20 protein-coding genes are annotated in these 21,127 nt (G+C 62.7%); 8 read left to right on the forward strand and 12 right to left on the reverse strand.

Annotation, left to right across the window (positions count from 1 at the left end):
- Nucleotides 1-93: 93 nt before the first annotated feature.
- Together ACILRC_RS07565 and ACILRC_RS07570 are read left to right on the forward strand one after the other, a co-directional pair.
- Nucleotides 94-1,566 carry a M20/M25/M40 family metallo-hydrolase gene (locus tag ACILRC_RS07565; RefSeq protein WP_395668751.1) on the forward strand — a complete coding sequence of 491 codons (1,473 nt, stop codon included), beginning with the start codon at nt 94-96 and terminating at the stop codon, nt 1,564-1,566.
- Entirely contained in the window at nt 1,563-2,402 is an 840-nt protein-coding gene (locus tag ACILRC_RS07570; protein WP_395668752.1) for a lysophospholipase, read from the forward strand. The genes ACILRC_RS07565 and ACILRC_RS07570 overlap by 4 nt, the downstream gene beginning before the upstream one ends.
- On the opposite strand, the gene ACILRC_RS07575 is transcribed toward ACILRC_RS07570, so the two are convergent.
- The 3 genes from ACILRC_RS07575 to ACILRC_RS07585 are packed head-to-tail and all read right to left on the reverse strand — an operon-like array spanning nt 2,399 to nt 5,520.
- Nucleotides 2,399-3,577, reverse strand: a complete 1,179-nt coding sequence (locus ACILRC_RS07575; protein ID WP_395668753.1) for an MFS transporter — start codon at nt 3,575-3,577, stop codon at nt 2,399-2,401. The two genes, ACILRC_RS07570 and ACILRC_RS07575, sit on opposite strands and share 4 nt — an antisense overlap.
- The gene (locus tag ACILRC_RS07580) at nt 3,574-4,389 is read right to left on the reverse strand and encodes a 16S rRNA (uracil(1498)-N(3))-methyltransferase (protein WP_395668754.1); all 816 of its coding nucleotides are present in this window, start codon (nt 4,387-4,389) and stop codon (nt 3,574-3,576) included. The genes ACILRC_RS07575 and ACILRC_RS07580 overlap by 4 nt, the downstream gene beginning before the upstream one ends.
- A 12-nt stretch (nt 4,390-4,401) precedes the next feature.
- Nucleotides 4,402-5,520 (reverse strand): aminoglycoside phosphotransferase family protein, encoded by a 1,119-nt coding sequence (locus tag ACILRC_RS07585; RefSeq protein WP_395668755.1) that lies wholly within the window; start codon nt 5,518-5,520, stop codon nt 4,402-4,404.
- A 119-nt stretch (nt 5,521-5,639) separates the two neighbouring features.
- Between ACILRC_RS07585 and ACILRC_RS07590 the strand changes: the two genes are divergently transcribed.
- The 3 genes from ACILRC_RS07590 to rsmA are packed head-to-tail and all read left to right on the forward strand — an operon-like array spanning nt 5,640 to nt 10,120.
- On the forward strand, nt 5,640-7,958 hold the full coding sequence (locus ACILRC_RS07590; protein ID WP_395668756.1) for an LPS-assembly protein LptD: 2,319 nt from the start codon (nt 5,640-5,642) through the stop codon (nt 7,956-7,958).
- An 8-nt stretch (nt 7,959-7,966) separates the two neighbouring features.
- Nucleotides 7,967-9,271: a peptidylprolyl isomerase gene (locus ACILRC_RS07595; RefSeq protein WP_395668757.1), complete on the forward strand. Its 1,305-nt coding sequence runs from the start codon at nt 7,967-7,969 to the stop codon at nt 9,269-9,271.
- Nucleotides 9,272-9,274: 3 nt separating this feature from the next.
- Complete coding sequence (rsmA, locus tag ACILRC_RS07600; RefSeq protein ID WP_395668758.1) at nt 9,275-10,120, forward strand: 16S rRNA (adenine(1518)-N(6)/adenine(1519)-N(6))-dimethyltransferase RsmA; 846 nt, start codon at nt 9,275-9,277, stop codon at nt 10,118-10,120.
- 237 nt (nt 10,121-10,357) lie between these two features.
- On the opposite strand, the gene ACILRC_RS07605 is transcribed toward rsmA, so the two are convergent.
- The 6 genes from ACILRC_RS07605 to ACILRC_RS07630 all read right to left on the reverse strand — a co-directional run bounded on the left by ACILRC_RS07605 (nt 10,358) and on the right by ACILRC_RS07630 (nt 15,714).
- On the reverse strand, nt 10,358-10,759 hold the full coding sequence (locus ACILRC_RS07605; protein ID WP_395668759.1) for a barstar family protein: 402 nt from the start codon (nt 10,757-10,759) through the stop codon (nt 10,358-10,360).
- A gap of 30 nt (nt 10,760-10,789) precedes the next feature.
- Nucleotides 10,790-11,179 (reverse strand): ribonuclease domain-containing protein, encoded by a 390-nt coding sequence (locus tag ACILRC_RS07610; protein ID WP_395668790.1) that lies wholly within the window; start codon nt 11,177-11,179, stop codon nt 10,790-10,792.
- Between the two features lie 149 nt (nt 11,180-11,328).
- Nucleotides 11,329-13,689: an NADP-dependent malic enzyme gene (locus ACILRC_RS07615; RefSeq protein ID WP_395668760.1), complete on the reverse strand. Its 2,361-nt coding sequence runs from the start codon at nt 13,687-13,689 to the stop codon at nt 11,329-11,331.
- Nucleotides 13,690-13,829: 140 nt separating this feature from the next.
- Nucleotides 13,830-15,029: an FAD-dependent oxidoreductase gene (locus tag ACILRC_RS07620; protein ID WP_395668761.1), complete on the reverse strand. Its 1,200-nt coding sequence runs from the start codon at nt 15,027-15,029 to the stop codon at nt 13,830-13,832.
- 4 nt (nt 15,030-15,033) lie between these two features.
- Nucleotides 15,034-15,198 (reverse strand): rubredoxin, encoded by a 165-nt coding sequence (locus ACILRC_RS07625; protein ID WP_395668762.1) that lies wholly within the window; start codon nt 15,196-15,198, stop codon nt 15,034-15,036.
- Between the two features lie 33 nt (nt 15,199-15,231).
- Nucleotides 15,232-15,714 (reverse strand): rubrerythrin family protein, encoded by a 483-nt coding sequence (locus tag ACILRC_RS07630; RefSeq protein ID WP_395668763.1) that lies wholly within the window; start codon nt 15,712-15,714, stop codon nt 15,232-15,234.
- A 307-nt stretch (nt 15,715-16,021) separates the two neighbouring features.
- Here ACILRC_RS07630 and gorA point away from each other — a divergent pair, with 307 nt between their 5' ends.
- From gorA to ACILRC_RS07645, 3 genes are read left to right on the forward strand one after another with little or no spacing between them, the layout of a single operon-like run.
- On the forward strand, nt 16,022-17,416 hold the full coding sequence (gene gorA, locus ACILRC_RS07635) for a glutathione-disulfide reductase (RefSeq protein WP_395668764.1): 1,395 nt from the start codon (nt 16,022-16,024) through the stop codon (nt 17,414-17,416).
- 17 nt (nt 17,417-17,433) lie between these two features.
- Complete coding sequence (locus ACILRC_RS07640; RefSeq protein ID WP_395668765.1) at nt 17,434-18,327, forward strand: DMT family transporter; 894 nt, start codon at nt 17,434-17,436, stop codon at nt 18,325-18,327.
- Nucleotides 18,328-18,352: 25 nt separating this feature from the next.
- The gene (locus ACILRC_RS07645) at nt 18,353-19,561 is read left to right on the forward strand and encodes a zinc-binding dehydrogenase (protein ID WP_395668766.1); all 1,209 of its coding nucleotides are present in this window, start codon (nt 18,353-18,355) and stop codon (nt 19,559-19,561) included.
- Nucleotides 19,562-19,663: 102 nt separating this feature from the next.
- On the opposite strand, the gene ACILRC_RS07650 is transcribed toward ACILRC_RS07645, so the two are convergent.
- From ACILRC_RS07650 to ACILRC_RS07660, 3 genes are all read right to left on the reverse strand, one after another.
- Nucleotides 19,664-20,266 (reverse strand): DUF4304 domain-containing protein, encoded by a 603-nt coding sequence (locus ACILRC_RS07650; RefSeq protein WP_395668767.1) that lies wholly within the window; start codon nt 20,264-20,266, stop codon nt 19,664-19,666.
- Between the two features lie 67 nt (nt 20,267-20,333).
- A complete protein-coding gene (locus ACILRC_RS07655; protein ID WP_395668768.1) occupies nt 20,334-20,741 on the reverse strand; it encodes a PIN domain-containing protein in 408 nt (135 codons plus the stop codon).
- Nucleotides 20,738-20,938, reverse strand: a complete 201-nt coding sequence (locus tag ACILRC_RS07660) for a type II toxin-antitoxin system VapB family antitoxin (protein ID WP_395668769.1) — start codon at nt 20,936-20,938, stop codon at nt 20,738-20,740. Before ACILRC_RS07660 ends, ACILRC_RS07655 begins: the two co-directional genes overlap by 4 nt.
- Nucleotides 20,939-21,127: the final 189 nt, after the last annotated feature.

Genomic DNA, 21,127 nt, shown 5'->3' on the forward strand with positions numbered 1-21,127 from the left:
GGGTGCGTTGCGGCTGCGGAGTGCTGGCGACGTCCGGGCTTTTGGCAGTGACATGGCATGATGGCGGCTCCATTTTGAGGGAGCCCCATCGCCATGAACGCCCGAGTCCCCACCGCACCCTTCAACGCCACTCAGGCGCTTGGCCAAGTCGCCCAAGCTTGGGACAGCAGCATCGTTGCGCAGCTGCAGGATTACATCGGCATACCCGCCAAGTCCCCCATGTTCGATGCCGACTGGCAGGCCCATGGCTACCTCGACACCGTGGTGCGCAACACCGCATCCTGGATGGAGTCGCAAAAGGTCGACGGCCTGACCCTCGAGGTGGTTCGACTAGAGGGCCGCACACCGGTGCTGTTTTTTGAAGTGGCCTCCACCCAAGTCTCCACCCCAAGCACATCCGCCCAAACGGTGCTGATGTACGGCCACCTGGACAAGCAGCCCGAGTTTTCCGGCTGGCGTAACGACCTGGGCCCTTGGACACCGAAGCTGGAGGACGGCAAGTTGTATGGCCGCGGTGGCGCCGACGACGGTTACGCTGCCTATGCGGCCATTGCCGCGATCCAGGCGCTCAAAACCCAGAATGTGCCGCACCCGCACATCGTCGGGTTGATCGAGTCCTGCGAGGAAAGCGGCTCGTACGATCTCATGCCCTACCTCGACGCCCTTCGCCCCCGACTGGGCGATGTGGGCTTGGTGGTGTGCCTGGACTCAGGCGCGGGCAATTACGATCAACTTTGGCTCACCACCAGCTTGCGCGGCATGGCCAGCGGTGTACTCAAGGTGCAAATCCTCACCGAGGGCGTGCACTCCGGCGACGCCAGCGGGCTGGTGCCCTCGAGCTTTCGCATCATGCGCCAGGTGCTCGACCGGCTCGAAGACAGCGCCACCGGGCGCCTGCTGCCCGCCAGCTTCCATTGCGAGGTGCCGGCAGAACGGCTCGCACAGGCCCAGGCCACAGCGGCCATCTTGGGCGAAGAGCTATACAAGCGCTTTCCGTGGGCGCACTACGACTGTGGCGGCTCCACCGCCTTTGCGCTGCCCACCACCACCGACCCCACGCAGGCACTCCTCAACCGCACTTGGACGCCCACGCTCAGCGTCACCGGCGCCGACGGCTTTCCGGACTTGGGCAACGCCGGCAATGTGCTGCGCCCCTACACCGCTTTCAAACTGTCTTTGCGTTTGCCCCCGCTGGTGGAGGCGGACCGGGCGGTGCAAGAACTCAAGGCATTGCTCGAAGACAACGCGCCCTACCAGGCCCGCGTCACCTTTGAGCGCGGTTCCGCCGCCACCGGCTGGAACGCGCCCGATACCGCACCCTGGTTGCAGACCGCGCTGGACGCGGCATCCACCTCACATTTCGGCGCGCCGTGCGGCTACATCGGTCAAGGCGGCACCATCCCCTTGATGAACATGCTCTCGCAAGGATTTCCCAAGGCGCAAATGATGGTCTGTGGCGTGCTTGGCCCCAAGAGCAACGCCCACGGCCCCAACGAGTTCTTGCACCTGCCCTACGCCAAGAAGCTCACGGCCGCAGTGGCCCAGGTGATCGCGCAGATGCCATGAACGCCCCTGTGCGTTCCACTTGCAACGCCAAGGACGGCAGCCCACTGGCGCTGTACGACTGGCCACCCGCGCTCGGCGTGCCACAGCGCGGCGTGGTCATCGTGGTCCACGGTCTGGGTGAGCACGCCGGCCGTTACACCCAGGTGGCAGAGCAACTCAGCAGCTGGGGGTTTGGGGTGCGTGCCTACGACCAATATGGCCATGGCGCGTCGGCTGGACCGCAGGGTGGACTACCCCAGGACACGCGTCTGTTGGACGACTTGGTCGAGGTCGTGGACGCCACGCGCCAGCGCATGGAGCCCCGTTCACCGCTGGTGCTGCTGGGCCACAGCCTGGGCGGTCTGGTGGTGGCGCGCTTTGTCTCGTTGGCGCTGCGTCCGGTGGACGGGGTCGTTCTTTCGTCCCCCGCGCTGGACCCGGGGCTGAGCCCGTTTCAAAAACTCTTGCTGGCGCTGCTGCCCCAAATTGCGCCGAACTTGCGCGTGGGCAATGGCCTCAAGCCCCAGTACCTGTCGCACGACCCTGCCGTGGTGCGCGCCTACCGCGCAGACCGGCTGGTGCATGACCGCATATCCGCCAGGCTGGCGCAGTTCATTGCCCAGGCGGGTCGCGCAACCTTGGACCTGGCCAGCCAATGGACCGTGCCCACGCTTTTGATGTACGCGGGTGACGACCACTTGGTCAGCCCGCAAGGCAGCCGCGACTTTGCCCGTGCTGCGCCCCAGGCGGTGGTCACTGCGGTGTGTTTTGACGCGCTGTTCCATGAAATCTTCAACGAGCCACAGGCGAGCGAGGTGTTTGCCACCCTGGGGCAGTGGCTCGACCAGCGCTTCTAAGCAGCGCCCAAGCGGCCCGTGCGCCGCTGCCAAGCCAGCCAGCCCAGCGCCAGCGCGGTCAGCAGCACCGGAAAGAGCGAGCCCAGGTTGAGCAACGTCCAGCCTTGCGTGGTGATCAGTGCACCCGAGGCGAACGAGGTAAGCGCCATCACCGCGAAAACGCAAAAGTTAATGGCCGCCTGCGCCCGGTCTTTTTCCTCTGGCCGGTAGGCGTCCAATGACAGCGTGGTGCTGCCGGTGAACAAAAAGTTCCAGCCGACGCCCAGCAAGAACAGCGCAATCTCAAACTGCAGCAGCGCCACTCCCGTGAGTGCCACCGCAATACACGCCACATTGAGGACCACACCGACCGCCATCACCTGCATCACGCCAAAGCGTTTGATCAAGGTGCCAGTGAAAAAGCCCGGCGCAAACATGCCAATCACATGCCACTGCAGCACCACTGCCGCGTCGTCGAAACCCAGGCCGCACTGCTGCATAGCCAGTGGCGTGGCGGCCATCAGCAAGTTCATCACGCCATACCCGAGAGATGCTGCCGCGCATGCCACGGCGAACACTGGTTGCCGCAAGATCTCCCACAGCGGGCGCCCGGGTGCAGCCTGGTGCTTTGCCACTGGCGGGGCAGGAAACGCAATGCCAGCCATGAGCACCATGCCCAAGAGCGCCACACCGGCCAGTGCGAGGTAGGCGCCGACAAAGGGAGTGACGGTCAGGCTGCGGGTCTGCCCTGCCAGGTTGGGCCCGGCAATGGCGCCGATCAGGCCACCAGCGAGCACCCAGGACACCGCCTTGTCACGAAACGCTGGTAAGGCCAGCTCGGCAGCCGCAAAGCGGTAGAGCTGCCCATTGGCTGCGTAATAGCCCGCCACCACCGTGGTGCCCACCAGCAGCCAAAAGTTGTGGCTGTACACCGCCCACGCGCCGACCAGTGCCGACACACAGGCCACCAACAAGCCGAGTTGGAACGACGTGCGGCGCCCAAAACGCGACTGGCTTTGTGCCACCAGCGAGGTGCTCAGCGCGCTGCCCACCACATAGCCCATCACCGGCAGCGTGGCCATCCAGCCCAAGGGGGCCATCGCAAAACCCACCAAACCGTTGATGGCAATGAAGGTAACGTTGTTCGTCAAAAACAAACCTTGGCAAAGCGCCAGCAGCCACAGGTTGCGGTTCATGCCAACACCGCCAATGCCGCCAGTGCCGCGGTCTCTGCACGCAGCACCCGTGCGCCCAGCGAGACGGCGGCAAAGCCGGCAGCGATGGCAGCGTCTTCCTCTTGCGCGCTCAGGCCACCTTCGGGGCCGGACAAAAACACTGCAAACGCAGCGTCAGGCGCGCATTGGGGTGCTGGCTCTTGCATCTGCACTAAGTTGCGCAACGGCACAGACCCATTGCGCAAGGACAGCAGCAGGCGTTGGGCGGACCGGGATGGTGCTGTTGTGTCGCCTTGCGCCTTGAGCCACTGCACCAGATTCAGCACCGGGTGCACTGTGGGCACGCGGTTGCCGCCGCACTGCTCGCACGCGGCAATCGCCACGCTTTGCCAGTGCGCAACCTTTTTATCGGCGCGTTCACCCACGAGGCGCAAGACGCTGCGCTCGGTCATTAGCGGCTGAATGCTGGCCACACCCAGTTCGCTGGCCTTTTCCACCAGCCAGTCCATGCGGTCGTTGGCCGGCATGCCCACAGCCAGATGCACGGCGCGGCGTGGCTCGCGCTCCACGGCGTGGTGCGCGCCGACCGTGACCCGCACATGGCTGCGCCCCATCTCGATGACAGTGGCATCAAACTCGCCGCCCAAGACGCCGCGGTGCGTTGTGCCCTCTGCGGTGTCTGCTGCATGAGCGCTCCACAGCGGTCCATGGTTGAACAGCGTGATGGCGTCCCCCGGTTGCAAACGCAGCACCTGCGCGTGGCGCGCGGCGCCCGCAGGCAAATCCAGCTTCTGGCCGGTGGCCAAGGCAGCAGGACAGTAAAACCGGGGCATGGATGGCGCGCGCTAGACGCGGCCAAAAGCAAACGCGCTGGGCACCTCGATGCCATCGATCTGTTCGACCAGACGCAGCAAGGGCTTGAGTTCGCGGTAGCGCGCGCAGGTGGCGCGGATGTAGTGGATGAACCGCGGAGTGTCTGCCAGGTACTGGGGCTTGCCGTCACGCAGGGTCAGCCGCGCAAAAATGCCGGCCACCTTGAGGTGGCGCTGCAGCCCCATCCACTCCACGCCCCGGTAAAACTCGCCAAAGTCATCGCCCACCGGTAGGCCCGCTTTGCGCGCCTTTTCCCAGTAGCGGATCGTTACGTCCAGACAAAAATCCTCTTCCCAACTCAAAAACGCATCGCGCATCAGACTGGCAATGTCGTAGGTAATGGGCCCGTACACCGCGTCCTGAAAGTCCAGCACCCCAAGCGATGCAACCGGCAGCGCAGTGTGCGCAGCGGCCATCAAGTTCCTGGGCATGAAGTCGCGGTGCACATAGACGTTGGGCCAGCGCAGGTTGTTTTGCACGATGCAGTCGAACGCCGCATCCAGCGTGGTGCGTTGTACGGCATCGAGCGTGATGTTGCGGTGTTGCGCCACATACCACTGTGGGAACAAGCCCAGTTCACGGCGTAGCAGCGCCTCATCGTAGGCTGGCAGCACACCGGGTAGGGATGCCAGTTGCCATTGCACCAAGACGTCGACTGCGTTGAGGTACAGGTCCAGCGGCGGCGCAGCAGTGCGGTCGATGACTTGCATCATGGTGTGATTGCCCAGGTCGGTGAGCAGCAAGAACCCGTTGGCCTCATCCCATGCCAAAACCTCAGGCACCCGCAGTCCAGCCTCATGCATCAGGCGCGCCACCTTGACGAAGGACGTGCAGTCTTCCTTGTCTGGCGGCGCGTCCATGATGACCAAGGTGCCCGTCGCGCCATCGATGCGCAGGTAGCGCCTAAAGCTTGCGTCTGCAGAGGCGATGCGCAGGCTGGCACGGTTCAGTTGGTGTTCAGACGCAAGACCCGCCAACCACGCGTCAAACCGTGATTCGCGTTTCGTGTCCGCCCATGGCACCGCTGCGTTAACTGCTGTGGAGCTGGTTGCTGTGGGGGGTGGCGGTACGGGGGCGTAGGGGGTGCTCATGGATAATCGATTCTACAAACCCAAGCGAGTTTCAAGCCTCTATGCGCTATGCCCCATACCCTGCTGCACCTCCGATAAGGCGGTTGCTATGGGTGTGGGTCGTGGCATGTATCTGCAGTATGTGGGTCACAGCCGTCGGTGCGCAATCCACCCCAGCGCCAGCGCAGAACGACGACACCTTGCAGTTGCGATCCAGCCGAGCGCTCGCCCCAGAATTGACACCAGAGCAGCGCAAGAACGCGCCCGTGTTTTTGCAGGGCGACTCCATGACCGGGCGCACTGACCTTGATGCTGTTGTAGAAGGCAACGCCGAGCTGCGCAAGTCCGATACGGTGCTGCGCGCCGACCGGTTGGAATACGACCAGGCCAGCGATGTGGCCAAGGCCATTGGCAATGTGCGTTTGAACCGCGGCGGCAATGTGTACGAGGGTCCGCGCATGGAGCTCAAGATTGATACCTTCGAGGGATTTTTCGAGCAACCGCGCTACCAGTTCCCGCAAAACGAGGGCCATGGCGAGGCCTCGCGCGCCGAGTTCATCGATGCCGCGCACACCGTGGTCTACAACGCTACTTACACCACCTGCAGGCGCCTACCCGGACCGAGTTGGATGCCAGACTGGATTCTGCGTGCCGCAACGATCCGCTTGGACAACGATGAGGATGTGGGCGTGGCCGAAGGTGCCTACCTCAGCTTCAAAGGCGTTCCACTGTTGCCGGTGCCTGCGATCAGTTTTCCGCTATCGGAGAAGCGCAAGTCTGGCTTGCTGCCCGTCTCTCTGGGCATCGACAACGTCAACGGCTCGGAGATCACAGCCCCGTACTACTGGAACATCGCGCCCAACCGCGATGCCACCTTTTCGCCCATGTTGATGACCAACCGTGGCGTCGATGTAGGCGCCCAGTTTCGCTACCTGGAGCCCCGATACCAGGGCGATGTGCTGCTGCATTACATGCCCAGCGACGCATTGCGCAGCGCAGACCGGTGGTCGCTGGGCTGGGCCCATAGCGCGAGCGTCAGCACCGGTATCGGTGCGCTCGAACCTGTGGGTGTGTCCCTCAACATCAACCGGGTGAGTGACAACGATTATTGGCGTGACTTCACCCGCTCAAGTTCCAGCGTCACGCAGCGCTTGCTGCCGGCGGATGCACAGGCACGGTGGTCCAGTGGCGACGCCAGCGGCACGGTGCATGTGCTGCGTTGGCAGACCTTGCAAGACGTCACTGCCCCGATTGTTCCGCCCTACGACCGTTTGCCCCAGCTCACACTGCGATATGCGCCGCAAAACAGGACGGGTCTGGATTGGTCGGTGGACGCGGACTTCACCCAGTTTGAGTCGGACCGCGCACGTACCTTGCAGCCCAACGCCCAGCGCAGCTTTGCGCTGCTGCAGGTCAGCCGTCCGGGTTGGAGGCCGCAAGGTTTCTTCACCCCCAAACTCCAGCTGCATGCATCGACCTACCAATTCGATGCGCTACTGGCCGACGGGTCGCGCAGTGCCACCCGCGTGATCCCTACTGTTAGCCTGGATAGCGGCCTGGTGTTTGAACGCGAGACCCGTTGGGGCGCACAGGACATGGTGCAGACCCTGGAGCCGCGTGCGTTCTATGTCTACACGCCGTACCGCGACCAAAGCCACTTGCCCAACTACGACACCGCAGTCAACGATTTCAACTTTGCCAGCATTTACACCGAGAACGCGTTTGCAGGGCACGACAAGATCGCCGACAACCACCTTGTGACTTTGGGCCTGACCACGCGCTTCCTGGATGCACCGACCGGTGCCCAGTTGGCCCGTTTTGGCGTAGCGCAGCGCCTGCGCTTTGACGACCAGCGCGTCACCATCGACCCCAACGCGGCGCCCTCTTTGGCGGGCATCAGCGATGTGCTTTTGGGTGCCACGGTCAATCCCAGTGCGCAGTGGGCGGTGGATTCCACGGTGCAGTACAACCCCAAGACTGACCAGTCCGAGCGCGCCACCGTGGGCTTGCGCTACCAGCCCGGCCCGTACCGCATCCTTAATCTGGCCTACCGCTACCAGCGCGAGAGCAGTGAACAGCTCGATACCAGTTGGCAGTGGCCCATCAACGATTTGTGGGGCGACCGGGGCCAAAACCTGGGCGCCGGGCGCGGCCAAGGCGAAGGACGTTACTATGCCGTGGGTCGTTTGAACTACAGCATCACCGAGCAGCGCATGGTCGACTCGGTACTGGGTGTTGAATACGATGCGGGCTGTTGGCTGGGCCGCGTGGTGATCTCCCGCACCCAAACCAGCAGTGTGACAGCGACGCAGCGGATCATGTTTCAGCTAGAGTTTGTGGGCTTTACCCGCTTGGGGATTGACCCCCGAAGCACCTTGACACAGAGCATTGCGCGTTACCAAAATTTGCGCGACCCAGGCAGCGCCGGCAGCGGTAGCCGCTTTAGTAACTACGACTAAGCATCACCATGAAACACCAGTTGTGGGCTCTGGCCCTTGCGGCCTGCGGCCTGTGTCAAACGGACGCGGCGCACGCCCAGCGGGTTGTGCAGGCCGACTTCATCGTCGCCCTGGTCAACTCCGAACCGATTACCAACAACGAACTGCGCGCAGCCATCGCGCTGATCAAGGACCAGCTGGCTGGACAGCGCCAACCTATCCCCGCTCCGGACGAATTGCGCCAAGCGGTGTTGGAGCGCTTGGTGAACGAGCGCGCGCAGCTTCAAGTTGCAAAGGACATTGGTATCCGCGTCGACGAGAGCACGGTGGATGCGGCAGAGCAAAACATCGCGCGCCAGAACCAGCTTGACCTGGCCGGGCTTCGCAACAGCCTCGCCAGCGACGGGATTGAGCTGTCGGCGTTTCGTTCGCGCCTGCGCGACCAGTTGGTGCTGACGCGCTTGCGCGAGCGTGAGGTGGAATCACGCGTTCGGGTGAGCGAGTCGGATGTAGACCGTTATCTCAGCGATTTGCAGGCCAAAAACAACGACCCCTTGGTGCAGGAAATCAACATTGCACAGTTGTTGGTAGCGGTGCCTGAAAACGCCAGCCCCGACCAGCTTGCCAGCCTGCGTGCGCGCGCCCAAGGACTGCTGCAACGGGTTCGGGCGGGTGAGGATTTTGCGGTGCTGGTGGGGCAGTTTTCGGACGCGCAGAAGACCGAGGGCGGCCAGTTGGGGCTGCGCCGTGGCGAGCGCTACCCAACGCTTTTTTTGGAAGCGGTGGGCGGTGTGGCCACAGGAGGTGTATCAGAGGTCATTCAATCCGGCGCGGGCTTCCACATCCTGAAGGTGGTTGAGCGTAGGGCCGCCATTCCCACAGTGAGTGTGGTGCAAAGCAGGGCACGCCACATTCTGTTGCGCACGTCCCCCGAGTTGAACCAAAACGCAGCCATTGAGCGCTTGCTGGCTTTGCGACAACGCATCATGTCGCGCCAGTCCGACTTTGGCGCATTGGCACGTGAGTTTTCGCAAGACGGCAGCGCGACGCAGGGCGGCGACCTGGGCTGGGCGAGCCCGGGCATGTTTGTTCCAGAGTTTGAAGAGGTGATGAACCAACTCGCCACGATGGAAGTAAGCCAGCCGCTCGTGTCACGCTTTGGCGTCCATTTGATCCAGTTGTTGGAGCGCCGCAGGGTCGAGCTCAGCCCAAGTGAGATGCGTGAGTTTGTGCGCAACACACTGCGCCAAACTCGAATTGAAGAGGCCTACGCCAACTGGTCGCGCGATGTCCGGGGCCGCGCCTTTGTCGAGCTGCGCGAGCCGCCGCTCTGATCGATGAAGCACATTGCCCGCAAGCGCTTCGGCCAGCACTTTCTATCCGATCAGGCAACCATCGACGCGTTGGTGCGCGCGATCAACCCCAGCGCGCGGGATCGCATGGTCGAGATCGGTCCAGGATTGGCCGCCCTGACACAACCTTTGGTAGAACGCTTGGGACACCTCACGGTCATTGAGCTCGACCGCGATCTGGCGCAGCGCTTGCGCGACCACCCGCATCTCACGGTGGTGGAGTCCGATGTGCTCAAGGTGGCATTTGACGACTTGCCCGTGCCGCGGGCCTCTGTGACGACGGCACCAAGTAGCACATCGGCCCCCAGCGCAAGCGATGTACAGCAGAAGCTGCGCGTAGTTGGCAACCTGCCGTACAACATCTCGACACCGATTCTTTTTCATCTGTTGGCGTATGTCGATGGCATTGAAGACCAGCACTTCATGCTGCAAAAAGAGGTGGTGGACCGCATGGTCGCCGCGCCTGCCAGCGCCGACTACGGCCGCCTGACGGTGATGCTGCAGTGGCGCTATGCGATGGAGGCGGTGCTTGCGGTGCCGCCGGAGTGCTTTGACCCGCCGCCGCGGGTCCACAGCGCGGTGGTCCGCATGGTGCCTCGCCCTGCGCCGCAGGGGCTTAGCGCCGACCTGTTGGGTGAGCTCGTGCGCGTTGCCTTCGGCCAGCGGCGCAAGCTGCTGCGCCACACCTTGGGCCGCTGGTTGGAGGAGAAAAACTATGCAGGCAATTTCAACCTGCACCGCCGAGCCGAAGAAGTCTCTGTGGAGGACTATGTGGCGCTGGCGCGAGAGGTGGGTGCTGCTGCTAGCACCCACGTGCAGCCCGCTGCATGACGGGTGTCACGCTAGGGCGGGCAACACGTGAAGCTGCTCAGGCAGCCGCCAGCCAATAGCCGGCGTTGAAGGGGCTGCTCATGCGCAATGCCAGGGGGGACACGTCCACGAGCTTGTCCGTTGGCATTTTCTCCCCAGTTTCAGTCATCAGATCGATACCCGACAGGGTCTGTGACCCGGTGTGATCGCTGCTAGCCTCGTTAGCCCGTTCTGCTTGGCTGGTGTGTGCAGAACGGGCTACAGAAAAGAATAGAAGCATCTGAAGGGTATCTTTCTGTCCCCCCAATAGTCGGCTGTGTCGCGAAAGATGTCTAAAAGTTGCTCACGCGCCTCTTTGTCGAACTTGGCGTTGGCAGGAATGTGCTCCAGCACCGATATAAAGCCCGGCTGCGGTCCCGACTTGTAGACCGGGTCGGTCAAGCTGTCGTAGAGCGCATCGAAGTTTTTTCCGACCTGGGTAGGCAGCATGAACTGCTGGCCGATGAGGTCCAGCACATCTTGCTTGGACTGCGCGTTGGCGAGGTTGGCGTACAAAAAGTGGTGTCCCAAACCCCGTGCCGCTTCCTGCAAATCGTGCACCCTGAAGGCGCGTATCGACTGAACGATATTGGTTCTTACGGTTCGAAGTGGCATATCCATCCCCGATTCTCTTTCTTAAAGTACAAAAAACTAAGGCACGATCTGGCGAAAGCTCGCGTAATGATCGGCGGTGTAATAGCACGCGTCGGGCGCCTTGGGGGCGCCGCCACACACAATTCTTCGGGCCCCGCGATTTTTCGCTCTGGGCGTTTTTACGGTGTACTCACGGTAATAGCCCCGCGGATGGAGGGGCAACAAGCGCTCTCGGTTTGCGAAGACTGTGCCGTCTTTCTCATAGGGAAAAGGGCCCCCTTGGTGAATCAACCGGTAAGTCTCTTGGCCTTGCTCCGGCAAGCTGCTGACCGCAATGGCCCCCGTGGAAACCCTTGGTGACTCTCCAACAGAGAAGCCAGCACCGAATACAACAGCCGCAATTGCTACCAAGCCAGTAAGCACTAACTTGACTACTTTATTGCCCACTTGTAAGCCCCAGCGCAGTCGCAAGCATTTGCAAAAAACCCAAGCCGCGAGTGTCGCGTATTCGGCCCAATAAAGCAACACCTTGCCCGCTAAAGTGGCAAGGTTGGACCTCCAAATAGCGCCACTCACATGGTGCTATTTGGGGCGTTTCAGGTCCGAGTGGCGTTGGCGTCGGCCACCGTCAGGGCGGTCATATTGACGATGCGCCGCACCGTGGTGCTGGCGGTCAACACATGAACCGGTTGAGCTGCGCCCAGCAACACCGGCCCAATGGCGATGTTGCCGCCTGCTGCCGTTTTGAGCAGGTTGTAGGCAATGTTGGCTGCGTCGATGTTGGGCATCACCAGCAAGTTGGCGTTGCCCTGCAGCGCGCTGTTGGGCATCAGCACTTTGCGTGCCTCGCCGTCCAGTGCCAGGTCACCATGCATTTCCCCGTCTACTTCCAGCCAAGGCGCTTCGCGCTGCAGCAAGGCCAGGGTCTTGCGCATTTTGACGGCGCTGGCCTCGTTGCTGCTGCCGAAATTGGAGTGGCTCAACAGCGCGACCTTGGGGTTGACGCCAAAGCGCAGCATCTCCTCGGCGGCCATGACGGTGATCTCGGACAACTCTTCGGCGGTGGGGTCGTAGTTCACATGGGTGTCGACGATGAACACCTGCCGTCCTGGCAGCATCAGTCCATTCATGCAAGCGTAAATCGGCACATCCTGCTGCGTGCTCGGGCTGCCGTCGGGGCGCTTGCCGATGACCTGGTCGATGTAATGCAAGTGCAAGGCGGTGGTGCCCCAGGTGCCGCAGATCAGGCCGTCCACATCACCTTTGTGCAGCAGCATGGATCCGATCAAGGTCAGGCGCCTGCGCATCTCGATCTTGGCCACCTGCACCGTGATGCCCTTGCGCTCGGTCATGCGGTGGTAGGTTTGCCAGAAGTCGCGGTAACGGTGGTCCTGCTCCACATTGACAACTTGGTAGTCGACGCCCTGCTTGAGGCGCAAGCCAAACTTTTCGATGCGCTCGGCAATGATGGCTGGTCGGCCAATCAAGGTGGGCATGGCCAAACCTTCGTCGACCACGATCTGCGCCGCGCGCAGCACCCGTTCGTCTTCGCCCTCGGCATACGCCACACGCTTCTTGAGCGCCTTCTTGGCCGCCGCAAAGATGGGCTTCATCATCGAGCCCGAGGCGTAGACAAAGCTCTGCAGGCGTTCGCGGTAAGCATCGAGATCGCTCACCGGCCGCAGGGCCACGCCGCTATCGGCAGCGGCTTTGGCCACGGCGGGCGCGATCTTCATCATCAGGCGCGGATCGAAGGGCTTGGGGATGAGGTACTCCGGGCCAAACGCAAGTTGCTCGCCCACATACGCGGCGGCAACCACTTCGCTTTGCTCTGCCTGCGCCAGCTCGGCAATCGCATGCACCGCTGCAATTTCCATCTCCAGGGTGATGGTGGATGCGCCTGCGTCCAAGGCACCACGGAAGATGTAGGGGAAGCACAGCACGTTGTTGACTTGGTTGGGGTAGTCGGTGCGGCCGGTGGCCATGATGGCGTCGCTGCGCACGGCCTTGACCTCCTCGGGCAGGATTTCTGGCGTGGGGTTGGCCAAGGCAAAGATCAAGGGGTTGGCCGCCATGCTCTTGACCATGTCTGGCTTGAGCACACCGCCCGCTGAAAGCCCCAGAAAGATATCAGCGCCCGCAATCACGTCGCGCAGCGTGCGCGCATCGGTTTTTTGGGCAAACACCGCCTTGTCATCGTCCATCAGCTCGGTGCGGCCCTCGTACACCACGCCGGCCAAGTCGGTGACAAATATGTTCTCGCGCGGGATACCGAGCTTGACCAGCAGACCCAGGCAGGCCAGCGCCGCAGCGCCCGCGCCCGACGTCACCAGCTTGACCTGCTTGGGGTCTTTGCCAACCACCTTCAGGCCGTTGAGCATGGCGGCGCCTACTACGATGGCGGTGCCGTGTTGGTCGTCGTGGAAGACCGGAATCTTCATGCGCTCGCGCAGCTTGCGCTCAACATAAAAGCAGTCTGGCGCTTTGATGTCCTCGAGGTTGATGCCGCCAAAGGTGGGCTCCAGCGAGGCGATGATGTCGACCAGCTTGTCGAGGTCTTGCTTCTCGTTGATTTCGATATCAAATACATCGATGCCCGCAAACTTCTTGAACAGCACCGCCTTGCCTTCCATCACCGGCTTGGCGGCCAGCGGGCCAATATCACCCAGACCCAACACTGCCGTGCCGTTGGTGATCACCGCAACCAGGTTGCCCCGGCTGGTGTACTTGAAGGCGTTATTGGGGTCCTTGACAATTTCTTCGCAGGGTGCGGCCACGCCAGGAGAGTAGGCCAGCGCCAGGTCATGCTGATTCACCAACTGCTTGGTAGCGGCGATGGCAATCTTGCCGGCGGTGGGAAACTGGTGGTACTCCAACGCAGCCCGGCGCAGTTCGGCGCGTTTCTCGGGGGTGTTAGACGAACCTGTTGGGCTGCCGGCGGAAGATTCTTGGGTCATCGTGTGTCCTCTGCATTGGAGGCGTTTGCGCAGGCGCAGCCCCACTTTGGTCTAGGGCTGTGGATTGTAGACCCCGCACTTTGCGGGGCTGGGCGTGTAGCACCAGGCTTGCCAACGCAGACGACAAGACGCACCGCGCCCTACAACACCGTGGATTTGCCCAACTCGACGCGGCGTGGGGTCTGCGTGCCAGTGAGTACAAAGCCGCGCTGCACACCCTGCGCGTCGATGAATCGCCAGACGCCTGCGCCCTGCGCATCGCTATCGGCCACCCAATTGCCAACCGTTGCGGGGTGAGGTGCCGCCACCACGATAGGCAGCGCAGGGGTTTTGATGGTCACGGGCATCAAGGGGAACGCCAAAGCCGTGGGCTGACCGGCCAGGCCTGCAGCGAGTGCGCGCGCAGCGTTCATGATGGGCATGACGTACGGCAGCGTGCGCTGGCCGGCCACCGCGTACTGCGCGCAGTCGCCCAAGGCGTAGACCTGCTGCGCAGAGGTTTGCAGATGCGCGTCCACCACGATGCCGCGCTCGCAAGTCAAGCCTGCGGCGGCTGCCAAGACCGTGTCGGCGCGCAGACCAATGGCGCTGAGCACTGCGTCGGCCTGCAGCTGGCTACCGTCGGAGAGCGTGACCGCCAGGGCTGTGCCAGCCGCGCTGTCGACCGACTGCACCGTGCGACCCAGGTGCCAGTGGGCACCCAGCGCATGCAGCGCGTGTTGCAACGCCACGCCTGCGGCTTCAGGTAGCAGCGCCGCCAAGGGGCGCGGGGACGGGTCCACGATATGCACCTGGTGCCCGGCTTGCAACAAGTCGTTGGCGAACTCGCAGCCGATCAGTCCCGCGCCAACCAACACCACCGTTTTTGCCGCGCCATCGGCAGCGCCATTGCTCGCAACCGCGCCTGCCCCCAGGGCCTTGTAGAACGCCGCAAAGTCGGCCAGGGAGTTCACCACCTTAATGCGGTCGGTGGCATTGCCTTGCACCGGTGCACGGATGGGCAGTGCGCCGGTAGCCAGCACCAACTGGCTGTACGGCAAAGTGGACGCAACACCGTTGGTGAGAACCTGCACCGTCTTGGCAGCGGTGTCGATCTGCGTGGCCTGCGTATGCGCCAGCAATGTGACGCCCAGGGTCTCCACCATCTTGGCGGCCGGGGTGCTGACCAGTTGCTCGGGCGTGCGCTTTTGGGCGAAGGCGTTCGAGAGCGAGGGCTTGGCGTAAAAGTCACCGTTGTCGGTGGTGATCACCACCACACGCGTGGTCGTGTCGAGCTTGCGAAACTCGCGCACCGTAGTCCAGCCGGCCAGACCGGCGCCGATGATGGTGATGGGCTGCATGCAATCAGACCTCGACGACTTCAAAGTCCGCCTTGGCCACGCCGCAATCCGGGCAGGCCCAGGTCGAGGGCACATCGGCCCACAAGGTGCCGGGGGCGAGGCCGTCTTCGGGGCGACCCGCTGCTTCGTCGTACACAAATCCGCAAACAACACAAACGTAGGTTTTCATCTTCAGTCGCTTTCTCAATTAAGTGATTGGGGGTCAGGCGCTGACCTTGGCAAGCTGGGCTTGGTAGTGCTTGGCGTGGCGCTCTTCCACCTTGGCCAAGGCGGCAAACCGCTTTTGTGCTTTCTCCAAGGTGGCTTTGAATTGTGCCGCGTGGAGCTTGCTCTCCGCGATTTGTTCTTGCATCTCGGCTGCGGCAGCGGCGTTGCCTTCGAGCTCGGCCGTCTTGCGAAAGCCGGGGTACATCTCGGTGTACTCGTAGGTCTCGCCGTCAATGGCAATCTGCAGCGCCTTGGCCGGCGTCATGGTTTCCTTGGGGTAGAGCAGATCAAGGTGGCCAAAGGCGTGCATGACTTCTTGGTCGGCGGTCTCTTCAAAAGTGCGTGCCGTGTCCTCGTCGCCCATGGCGCGCGCGAGCTTGGCGAAGTAGCGGTACTTGATGTGGGCCATGGACTCGCCGGCAAAAGCAGCTTCCAAGTTGGCGATGGTTTGGATTTCGGGACGGTGTTGCGTGCTCATGGTGGTTTCCTGTGGGTTGGAATGGACGGGCAGGGTGTCTTGCAAAGCAGGGTGGATGGTAGGCCGCAGGCTGTGCTTGGGCCAATCGATTGTGGCTAAGGCAGCGATAGCTTCTGTGCGCCAACCAGCATTGCGGCGCTGCCCGCCGACGGACTCGGTCGGCATGGTGAAATACATGCCAATGCCAGCGGCTGCTGGCCACTCTGCACTGTGGAACCACCCATGTCACCTACCGATTCGCACGCCAAGCAGACCACGCCTGCCAACCGCACCGGCCTGCGGCTGAACCCTGCACAGGAGCGCGTCCATGCGCTATGACCTGCTCGTAATCGGCGGAGGATCGGGCGGTGTGCGCGCGGCCCGCATCGCCGCCAACCACGGCGCGCGCGTGGCTTTGGTGGAGCAATACCGCATGGGCGGCACCTGTGTGATTCGCGGCTGTGTGCCCAAAAAGCTGATGGTGTACGCCTCGCGCTTTGCCCAAGAGTTTGAAGAGGCAGCCGGCTTTGGCTGGACACTGGGCGAACGCCGTTTCGACTGGGCGCAACTCAAAGCCCGGCGTGATGCTGAGGTTGCGCGCATCGAAGCCATTTACCGCAGCAACTTGCTCAAGGCGGGTGTCACTCTGTTCGATGCCCGCGCGGTACTGCAAGACGCCCACACGGTGCGTTTGTCTGATGGCAGCACCTTGGCTGCAGACACCATCTTGGTGGCCACCGGCGGCTGGCCCGACGCGGGGCCGCCGGTACCGGGCCAAGAGCTTGCAATCGACTCCAACGGATTTTTTGAACTGGCGCAGCAGCCCCGGCGGGTGGTGGTGCAAGGCGCCGGCTACATCGCATTGGAGCTGGCCTGCGTGCTGCGGCTGCTAGGCAGCGAAGTCACCGTCGTGCTGCGCGCAGCGCAAATCCTGCGCGGTTTTGACGAGGAGCTGCGCACGCACCTGGCGCAGGAGCTCGCTAGCGTGGGCATCCGCTTTTTGGCGGGGCACAGCATCACGCGGATTGAACATGCCGGTACCGCCTCAGACGCGGATGCGTTTGGTGCTTTGGCTGTGCACATGGAGCACGCAGGCGGCACCGAGGTGCTGGAGGCCGACTGTGTGCTGCGCGCCTTGGGCCGCAAACCCAACACCCAGGGCCTGGGCCTGGAGGCTCTGGGCGTGGTGCTCGATGCGGCCGGTGCCGTCGTGGTCGATGCCCACTCGCGCAGCTCGGTGCCCTCTGTGTACGCGGTGGGGGATGTGACCAACCGCGTCAACCTCACGCCCATGGCCATCCGCGAAGGGCATGCGTTCGCGGACAGCGTGTTCGGCAAAACGCCGCGCGTGGTGGACCACACCCTGGTGCCCAGTGCGGTATTCACTACGCCCGAGCTTGGCACCGTGGGGCTCACCGAAGAACAGGCTTTGCAGCAGTACCCGCAGCTCGATGTCTACCGCACCGTGTTTCGCCCGATGAAGGCCACGCTCTCGGGCCACACCTCCAAGGTGTTTTTCAAGCTCTTGGTGGATCGCGTGAGCGACCGCGTGCTGGGCTTCCATGCCGTGGGCCCGGACACCGGAGAGATGGCGCAGCTGGTGGGCGTGACCCTGCAGCTGGGCGCCACCAAAGCCGCGTTTGACGCCACGCTGGCGGTGCACCCGACTGCCGCCGAAGAGCTAGTCACCCTGCGCACACCCGCCGTGCGCCACAACCTCTGAGCCCGCGCAGCAACTCTATGGACATGCATTTACACAGCCACCGGCGTGGCGCTTTGTTGGTATTTGGTTCGGCAGCGGTCTGGAGTTTTGGTGGCGCGATTGCGCGCACCTTGCAGATCACCGACAGCTGGGCCATCGTGTTTTGGCGCTCGGTCTTTGCTGCTGCGTTCTTGCTGGCTTTCATGCTGTGGCGCGACGGGCCGCGCGCCACCGCGCAAAGCTTTCGCAGCATGGGCTGGCCGGGCTTGGGCGTGGCGCTGTGCTTTGCCACCGCATCCACCGCATTCGTGGTGGCGCTGGCCTACACCACGGTGGCCAATGTGTTGCTGATGCAAGCAGGCGTGCCCCTGCTGGCCGCGCTGATGACCTACCTGCTGTTTGGCGAGCGCATTGCAGGTGCGACCTGGGCCGCCATTGCAGCGGTGATTGCTGGCGTGGGCATCATGGTCTCGGGTTCGCTGGGCGGGCAGGTGTCGCCAATAGGCGACGGCTTGGCGCTGTTGGTGGCGGTGGTGTTTGCCAGTGCCACTGTCATCACGCGCCGCCACGCCGATGTGCGCATGATGCCTGCGGTGTGCACCGGCACCCTCATCGCTGCGGTGGTGGCCTCGACCCTGGCCGCGCAGTTCACCATAGGCGTGGCCGACACCGTGCTGCTGTTCTTGTTCGGAGCGATGAACTTGGGACTGGGCTTAGCCATGTTTGTCACCGGCGTGCGTCTGCTGCCCTCAGCGCTGGCCGCACTCATCGGCGTGGCCGAGCCGGTGCTGGGGCCGTTGTGGGTATGGCTGTTCCACGGCGAGCTGCCCGGGGCGCGCACGCTGGTGGGTGGTCTGGTGGTTTTTGTGGCGCTGCTGGCCCACCTGGGCTGGCAGTTCCGGCAGCAAAGCAAGATGGCTGTGAGCCCATGAATCCCGCATGCAAGTGCCTGCCCCCATGTCTATCGAAACCCTGAACACCCGCGCTGCACTCCCCAGTTCGATGCAGGCGGTAGTCACCACCGGCCTGGGCGGCTTTGAGCGTCTGTTATTCAAAGAAGTGCCTGTGCCCATCCTGCAGCACGGCGAGGTGCTGCTGCAGGTGCTGGCGGCGGGCCTGAACAACACGGACATCAATACCCGTGTGGGCTGGTACGGCACGGCGCTTGACGCTCGACCGAGCACGGAAGGCACGCCCAACGAAGACAGGCCCACGGCAGCACAGCCCCATGCGCCTATAGCCAGCGGTGCTGCGGCCAGCGCGCCCGTTGCCGGCTGGAACGGCGCGACACCGTTTCCGCTGATCCAGGGCGCGGATTGCTGTGGCCGCGTGGTCGCTCTGGCACCTGATGTGGCGTCGGCAGCAGGAGCGCCCGCCTTGGGCCAGCGCGTGCTGGTGCGCGCCTGTATGCGAGTGGCTGGCTTTGGTGCACCCGACACCCGCTGGCTGGGCACCGACTTCGATGGCGCGTTTGCGCAGTACGTCAAGGTGCCGGCCTCCGAGGTGTTTGCAGTCGATTGCAACTGGAGCGACGCCGAACTGGCCACCATTCCCTGCGCCTACGGCACCGCCGAAAACATGCTGCAGCGCGCAGCGGTCAGCGCGGCAGACCACGTGCTGGTCACTGGCGCGTCGGGCGGTGTGGGTTCAGCAGTCGTGCAACTTGCCAAGCGCCGCGGCGCGCGGGTGAGCGCCATTACCACCCGCGACAAGCAAGACGCGGTGCGCGCCTTGGGCGCCGATACAGTGCTGTGCCGCGAGGACGATCTGCTGTTGCACTTGAGCGGGGCCAGCAGTTGCAGTGGCAGTGGTGATGGCGCTGGCAGCCGCGTGGTGGACGTGGTGGTAGACAACGTAGCCGGCGCTGGCTTTGCCACACTGCTCAAGGCGCTACGCCGGGGCGGCCGCTATGTGTCATCCGGCGCAATTGCCGGCGCGCAGGTGGCGCTGGACATGCGCGAGCTCTACCTCAAAGACCTCACGCTACTAGGCTGCACCGCCTGGAGCGACGCGGTGTTCCCTGCCCTGGTGGGCTACATAGAACGCAACGAAATCCGCCCCCTGCTGGCCGGCAGCTTTGCGCTGCACGAGCTGGCGCTGGCGCAACAGGTGTTTATGGAGAGGCGGCACGTGGGGAACTGGGTGGTGGTGCCGGTGGTGGGGTGAATGTTGGCTGCGCTCGATGTTTGACACGAGCAGCTCGACCCAGCTTGCCGGGCGACTCCTCTCGATGGAGGGGTTGGGCGTCATGCTTGCGCGGCCAGTGCCTCAAGCTCCGGGCGAAGCAAGGATGCACTTCCAACATGGCAGAGACCATACGCAGCAAATGCCTCGGCTTCTTCTGTGAGGTTCTCGCTTTTTGCGCAGGCGAGCAAGTGCAAAAGCCATTCGGACCTTGGTTGAGCCAAAGCCCGCGCTGTCGTATGCGCCGGCTGAGAAGTTGGCAGCCGAAACTGCATTGAAGCCGGAGTTAGGGCCGCAAGCTCGCTGGAAAAGCTCGTTTCCTTTGCGGAGATACACCGCCACTGCTGCCTGTACCGCCGACAGCATGCTCTCTTCGGTGAGCTCGTGCTCCCACCACTGATCGGCTTTTGTCTCGGAGAGCCGGCAGCGGAACTCACAAAGTTCTTCTCTTATCTTTTTCGGATCTGGTGTGTTGCCCAGTACGTCCGGTATGGCAAGAGGATGGACGGCGAGATTGACAGCAAACGACCCACCGTACCTTGAACCCTGGACATTCACCACGTGCAACCAGGAACCGCTTGTTCGGCGGAATGTTCTGCCCGAACCTGAAAATCCGTCTTTCCGTAGCTCTGGAGCTAAGGCAGCGCGTATTGCGGTTTCGAGGCGCGGGGAAGTTAGATTGCTCATGACGCCCAACGCCAGAATTCACTGGGCGCCGAAGGCGATCCAATGGAATGACCTGTTATGCAGCGACTCACGCGCTGCCCCACAGCCTGAAGGGAACATGATGGGCAGCATTTGCAAAGTCTTTGTCTGACGACAGCAGCGTCATCTCATATCGCCCGCATAGCTGAATCAAGAGCGCATCAATAGTGCCAATTTGCACACCGCCCCTGCGACAGGCGTTTCGAACCTCAGCTGCCGCGACATGATCTTGGCGATCCGGCTGGATCAACGGTAGTGCACCGAAACGCTCGATGATGGCTTCCTTCGCCTTCGGGCCATTGAATCCCTGCAACAGTTCCTGAAGAACCAAGCCCGTCGTTACGACCGAATCTGCTCCCGTGAGCGCTTCGCGCAAGGCAAGTACTTCCTTGGCATCATGGGTGCCGTCACGGCGCAACGCCAATGACCAGACGCTGGTGTCAACCAGAAGCGTCATGACCTTGAGCGCTCTACCTTGTAATCGTAGGTGGAGTCCCATTCCAGCTTTCCGAATAGTTCGGAGACACGCCGCTGCTCGCGCCTGGCGACGAACTCCCGCAGGGCAAGCGTCACCGCCGCCTTCTTCGTCGACTCTCCGCTCATAGCGACGACGCGATCAAGCAGGGACGGATCTAACGCGAGATTGGTTGCCATGTTGCACTCCTTGTGTAGCAGTCTACACATCGAAACAATCAAGTGCAAGCGACGGTTAGCTTCGCTGCATAACGAATGAAAGGGACTTCCCCGTCCCAAGCGAGCCGCGACCCGCAGGGGTTGCAGTTGTCGGCAACGAAGTGCCACGATGGAGAGGGGACTCTTTTCATCAACTCAACTGTTGAGTGG

Origin of the sequence: Rhodoferax sp. (assembly GCF_044236835.1) — a bacterium.
Classification (GTDB): Bacteria; Pseudomonadota; Gammaproteobacteria; order Burkholderiales; family Burkholderiaceae_C; genus Allorhodoferax.

What these genes read in the sequence shown, in the direction of transcription:
- ACILRC_RS07565 (WP_395668751.1), top strand. Translation starts at nt 94, where the DNA reads ATGAACGCCCGAGTCCCCACCGCACCCTTCAACGCCACTCAGGCGCTT.
- ACILRC_RS07570 (WP_395668752.1), top strand. Translation starts at nt 1,563, where the DNA reads ATGAACGCCCCTGTGCGTTCCACTTGCAACGCCAAGGACGGCAGCCCA.
- ACILRC_RS07575 (WP_395668753.1), bottom strand. Translation starts at nt 3,577, where the DNA reads ATGAACCGCAACCTGTGGCTGCTGGCGCTTTGCCAAGGTTTGTTTTTG.
- ACILRC_RS07580 (WP_395668754.1), bottom strand. Translation starts at nt 4,389, where the DNA reads ATGCCCCGGTTTTACTGTCCTGCTGCCTTGGCCACCGGCCAGAAGCTG.
- ACILRC_RS07585 (WP_395668755.1), bottom strand. Translation starts at nt 5,520, where the DNA reads ATGAGCACCCCCTACGCCCCCGTACCGCCACCCCCCACAGCAACCAGC.
- ACILRC_RS07590 (WP_395668756.1), top strand. Translation starts at nt 5,640, where the DNA reads ATGTGGGTCACAGCCGTCGGTGCGCAATCCACCCCAGCGCCAGCGCAG.
- ACILRC_RS07595 (WP_395668757.1), top strand. Translation starts at nt 7,967, where the DNA reads ATGAAACACCAGTTGTGGGCTCTGGCCCTTGCGGCCTGCGGCCTGTGT.
- rsmA (WP_395668758.1), top strand. Translation starts at nt 9,275, where the DNA reads ATGAAGCACATTGCCCGCAAGCGCTTCGGCCAGCACTTTCTATCCGAT.
- ACILRC_RS07605 (WP_395668759.1), bottom strand. Translation starts at nt 10,759, where the DNA reads ATGGATATGCCACTTCGAACCGTAAGAACCAATATCGTTCAGTCGATA.
- ACILRC_RS07615 (WP_395668760.1), bottom strand. Translation starts at nt 13,689, where the DNA reads ATGACCCAAGAATCTTCCGCCGGCAGCCCAACAGGTTCGTCTAACACC.
- ACILRC_RS07620 (WP_395668761.1), bottom strand. Translation starts at nt 15,029, where the DNA reads ATGCAGCCCATCACCATCATCGGCGCCGGTCTGGCCGGCTGGACTACG.
- ACILRC_RS07625 (WP_395668762.1), bottom strand. Translation starts at nt 15,198, where the DNA reads ATGAAAACCTACGTTTGTGTTGTTTGCGGATTTGTGTACGACGAAGCA.
- ACILRC_RS07630 (WP_395668763.1), bottom strand. Translation starts at nt 15,714, where the DNA reads ATGAGCACGCAACACCGTCCCGAAATCCAAACCATCGCCAACTTGGAA.
- gorA (WP_395668764.1), top strand. Translation starts at nt 16,022, where the DNA reads ATGCGCTATGACCTGCTCGTAATCGGCGGAGGATCGGGCGGTGTGCGC.
- ACILRC_RS07640 (WP_395668765.1), top strand. Translation starts at nt 17,434, where the DNA reads ATGGACATGCATTTACACAGCCACCGGCGTGGCGCTTTGTTGGTATTT.
- ACILRC_RS07645 (WP_395668766.1), top strand. Translation starts at nt 18,353, where the DNA reads ATGTCTATCGAAACCCTGAACACCCGCGCTGCACTCCCCAGTTCGATG.
- ACILRC_RS07650 (WP_395668767.1), bottom strand. Translation starts at nt 20,266, where the DNA reads ATGAGCAATCTAACTTCCCCGCGCCTCGAAACCGCAATACGCGCTGCC.
- ACILRC_RS07655 (WP_395668768.1), bottom strand. Translation starts at nt 20,741, where the DNA reads ATGACGCTTCTGGTTGACACCAGCGTCTGGTCATTGGCGTTGCGCCGT.
- ACILRC_RS07660 (WP_395668769.1), bottom strand. Translation starts at nt 20,938, where the DNA reads ATGGCAACCAATCTCGCGTTAGATCCGTCCCTGCTTGATCGCGTCGTC.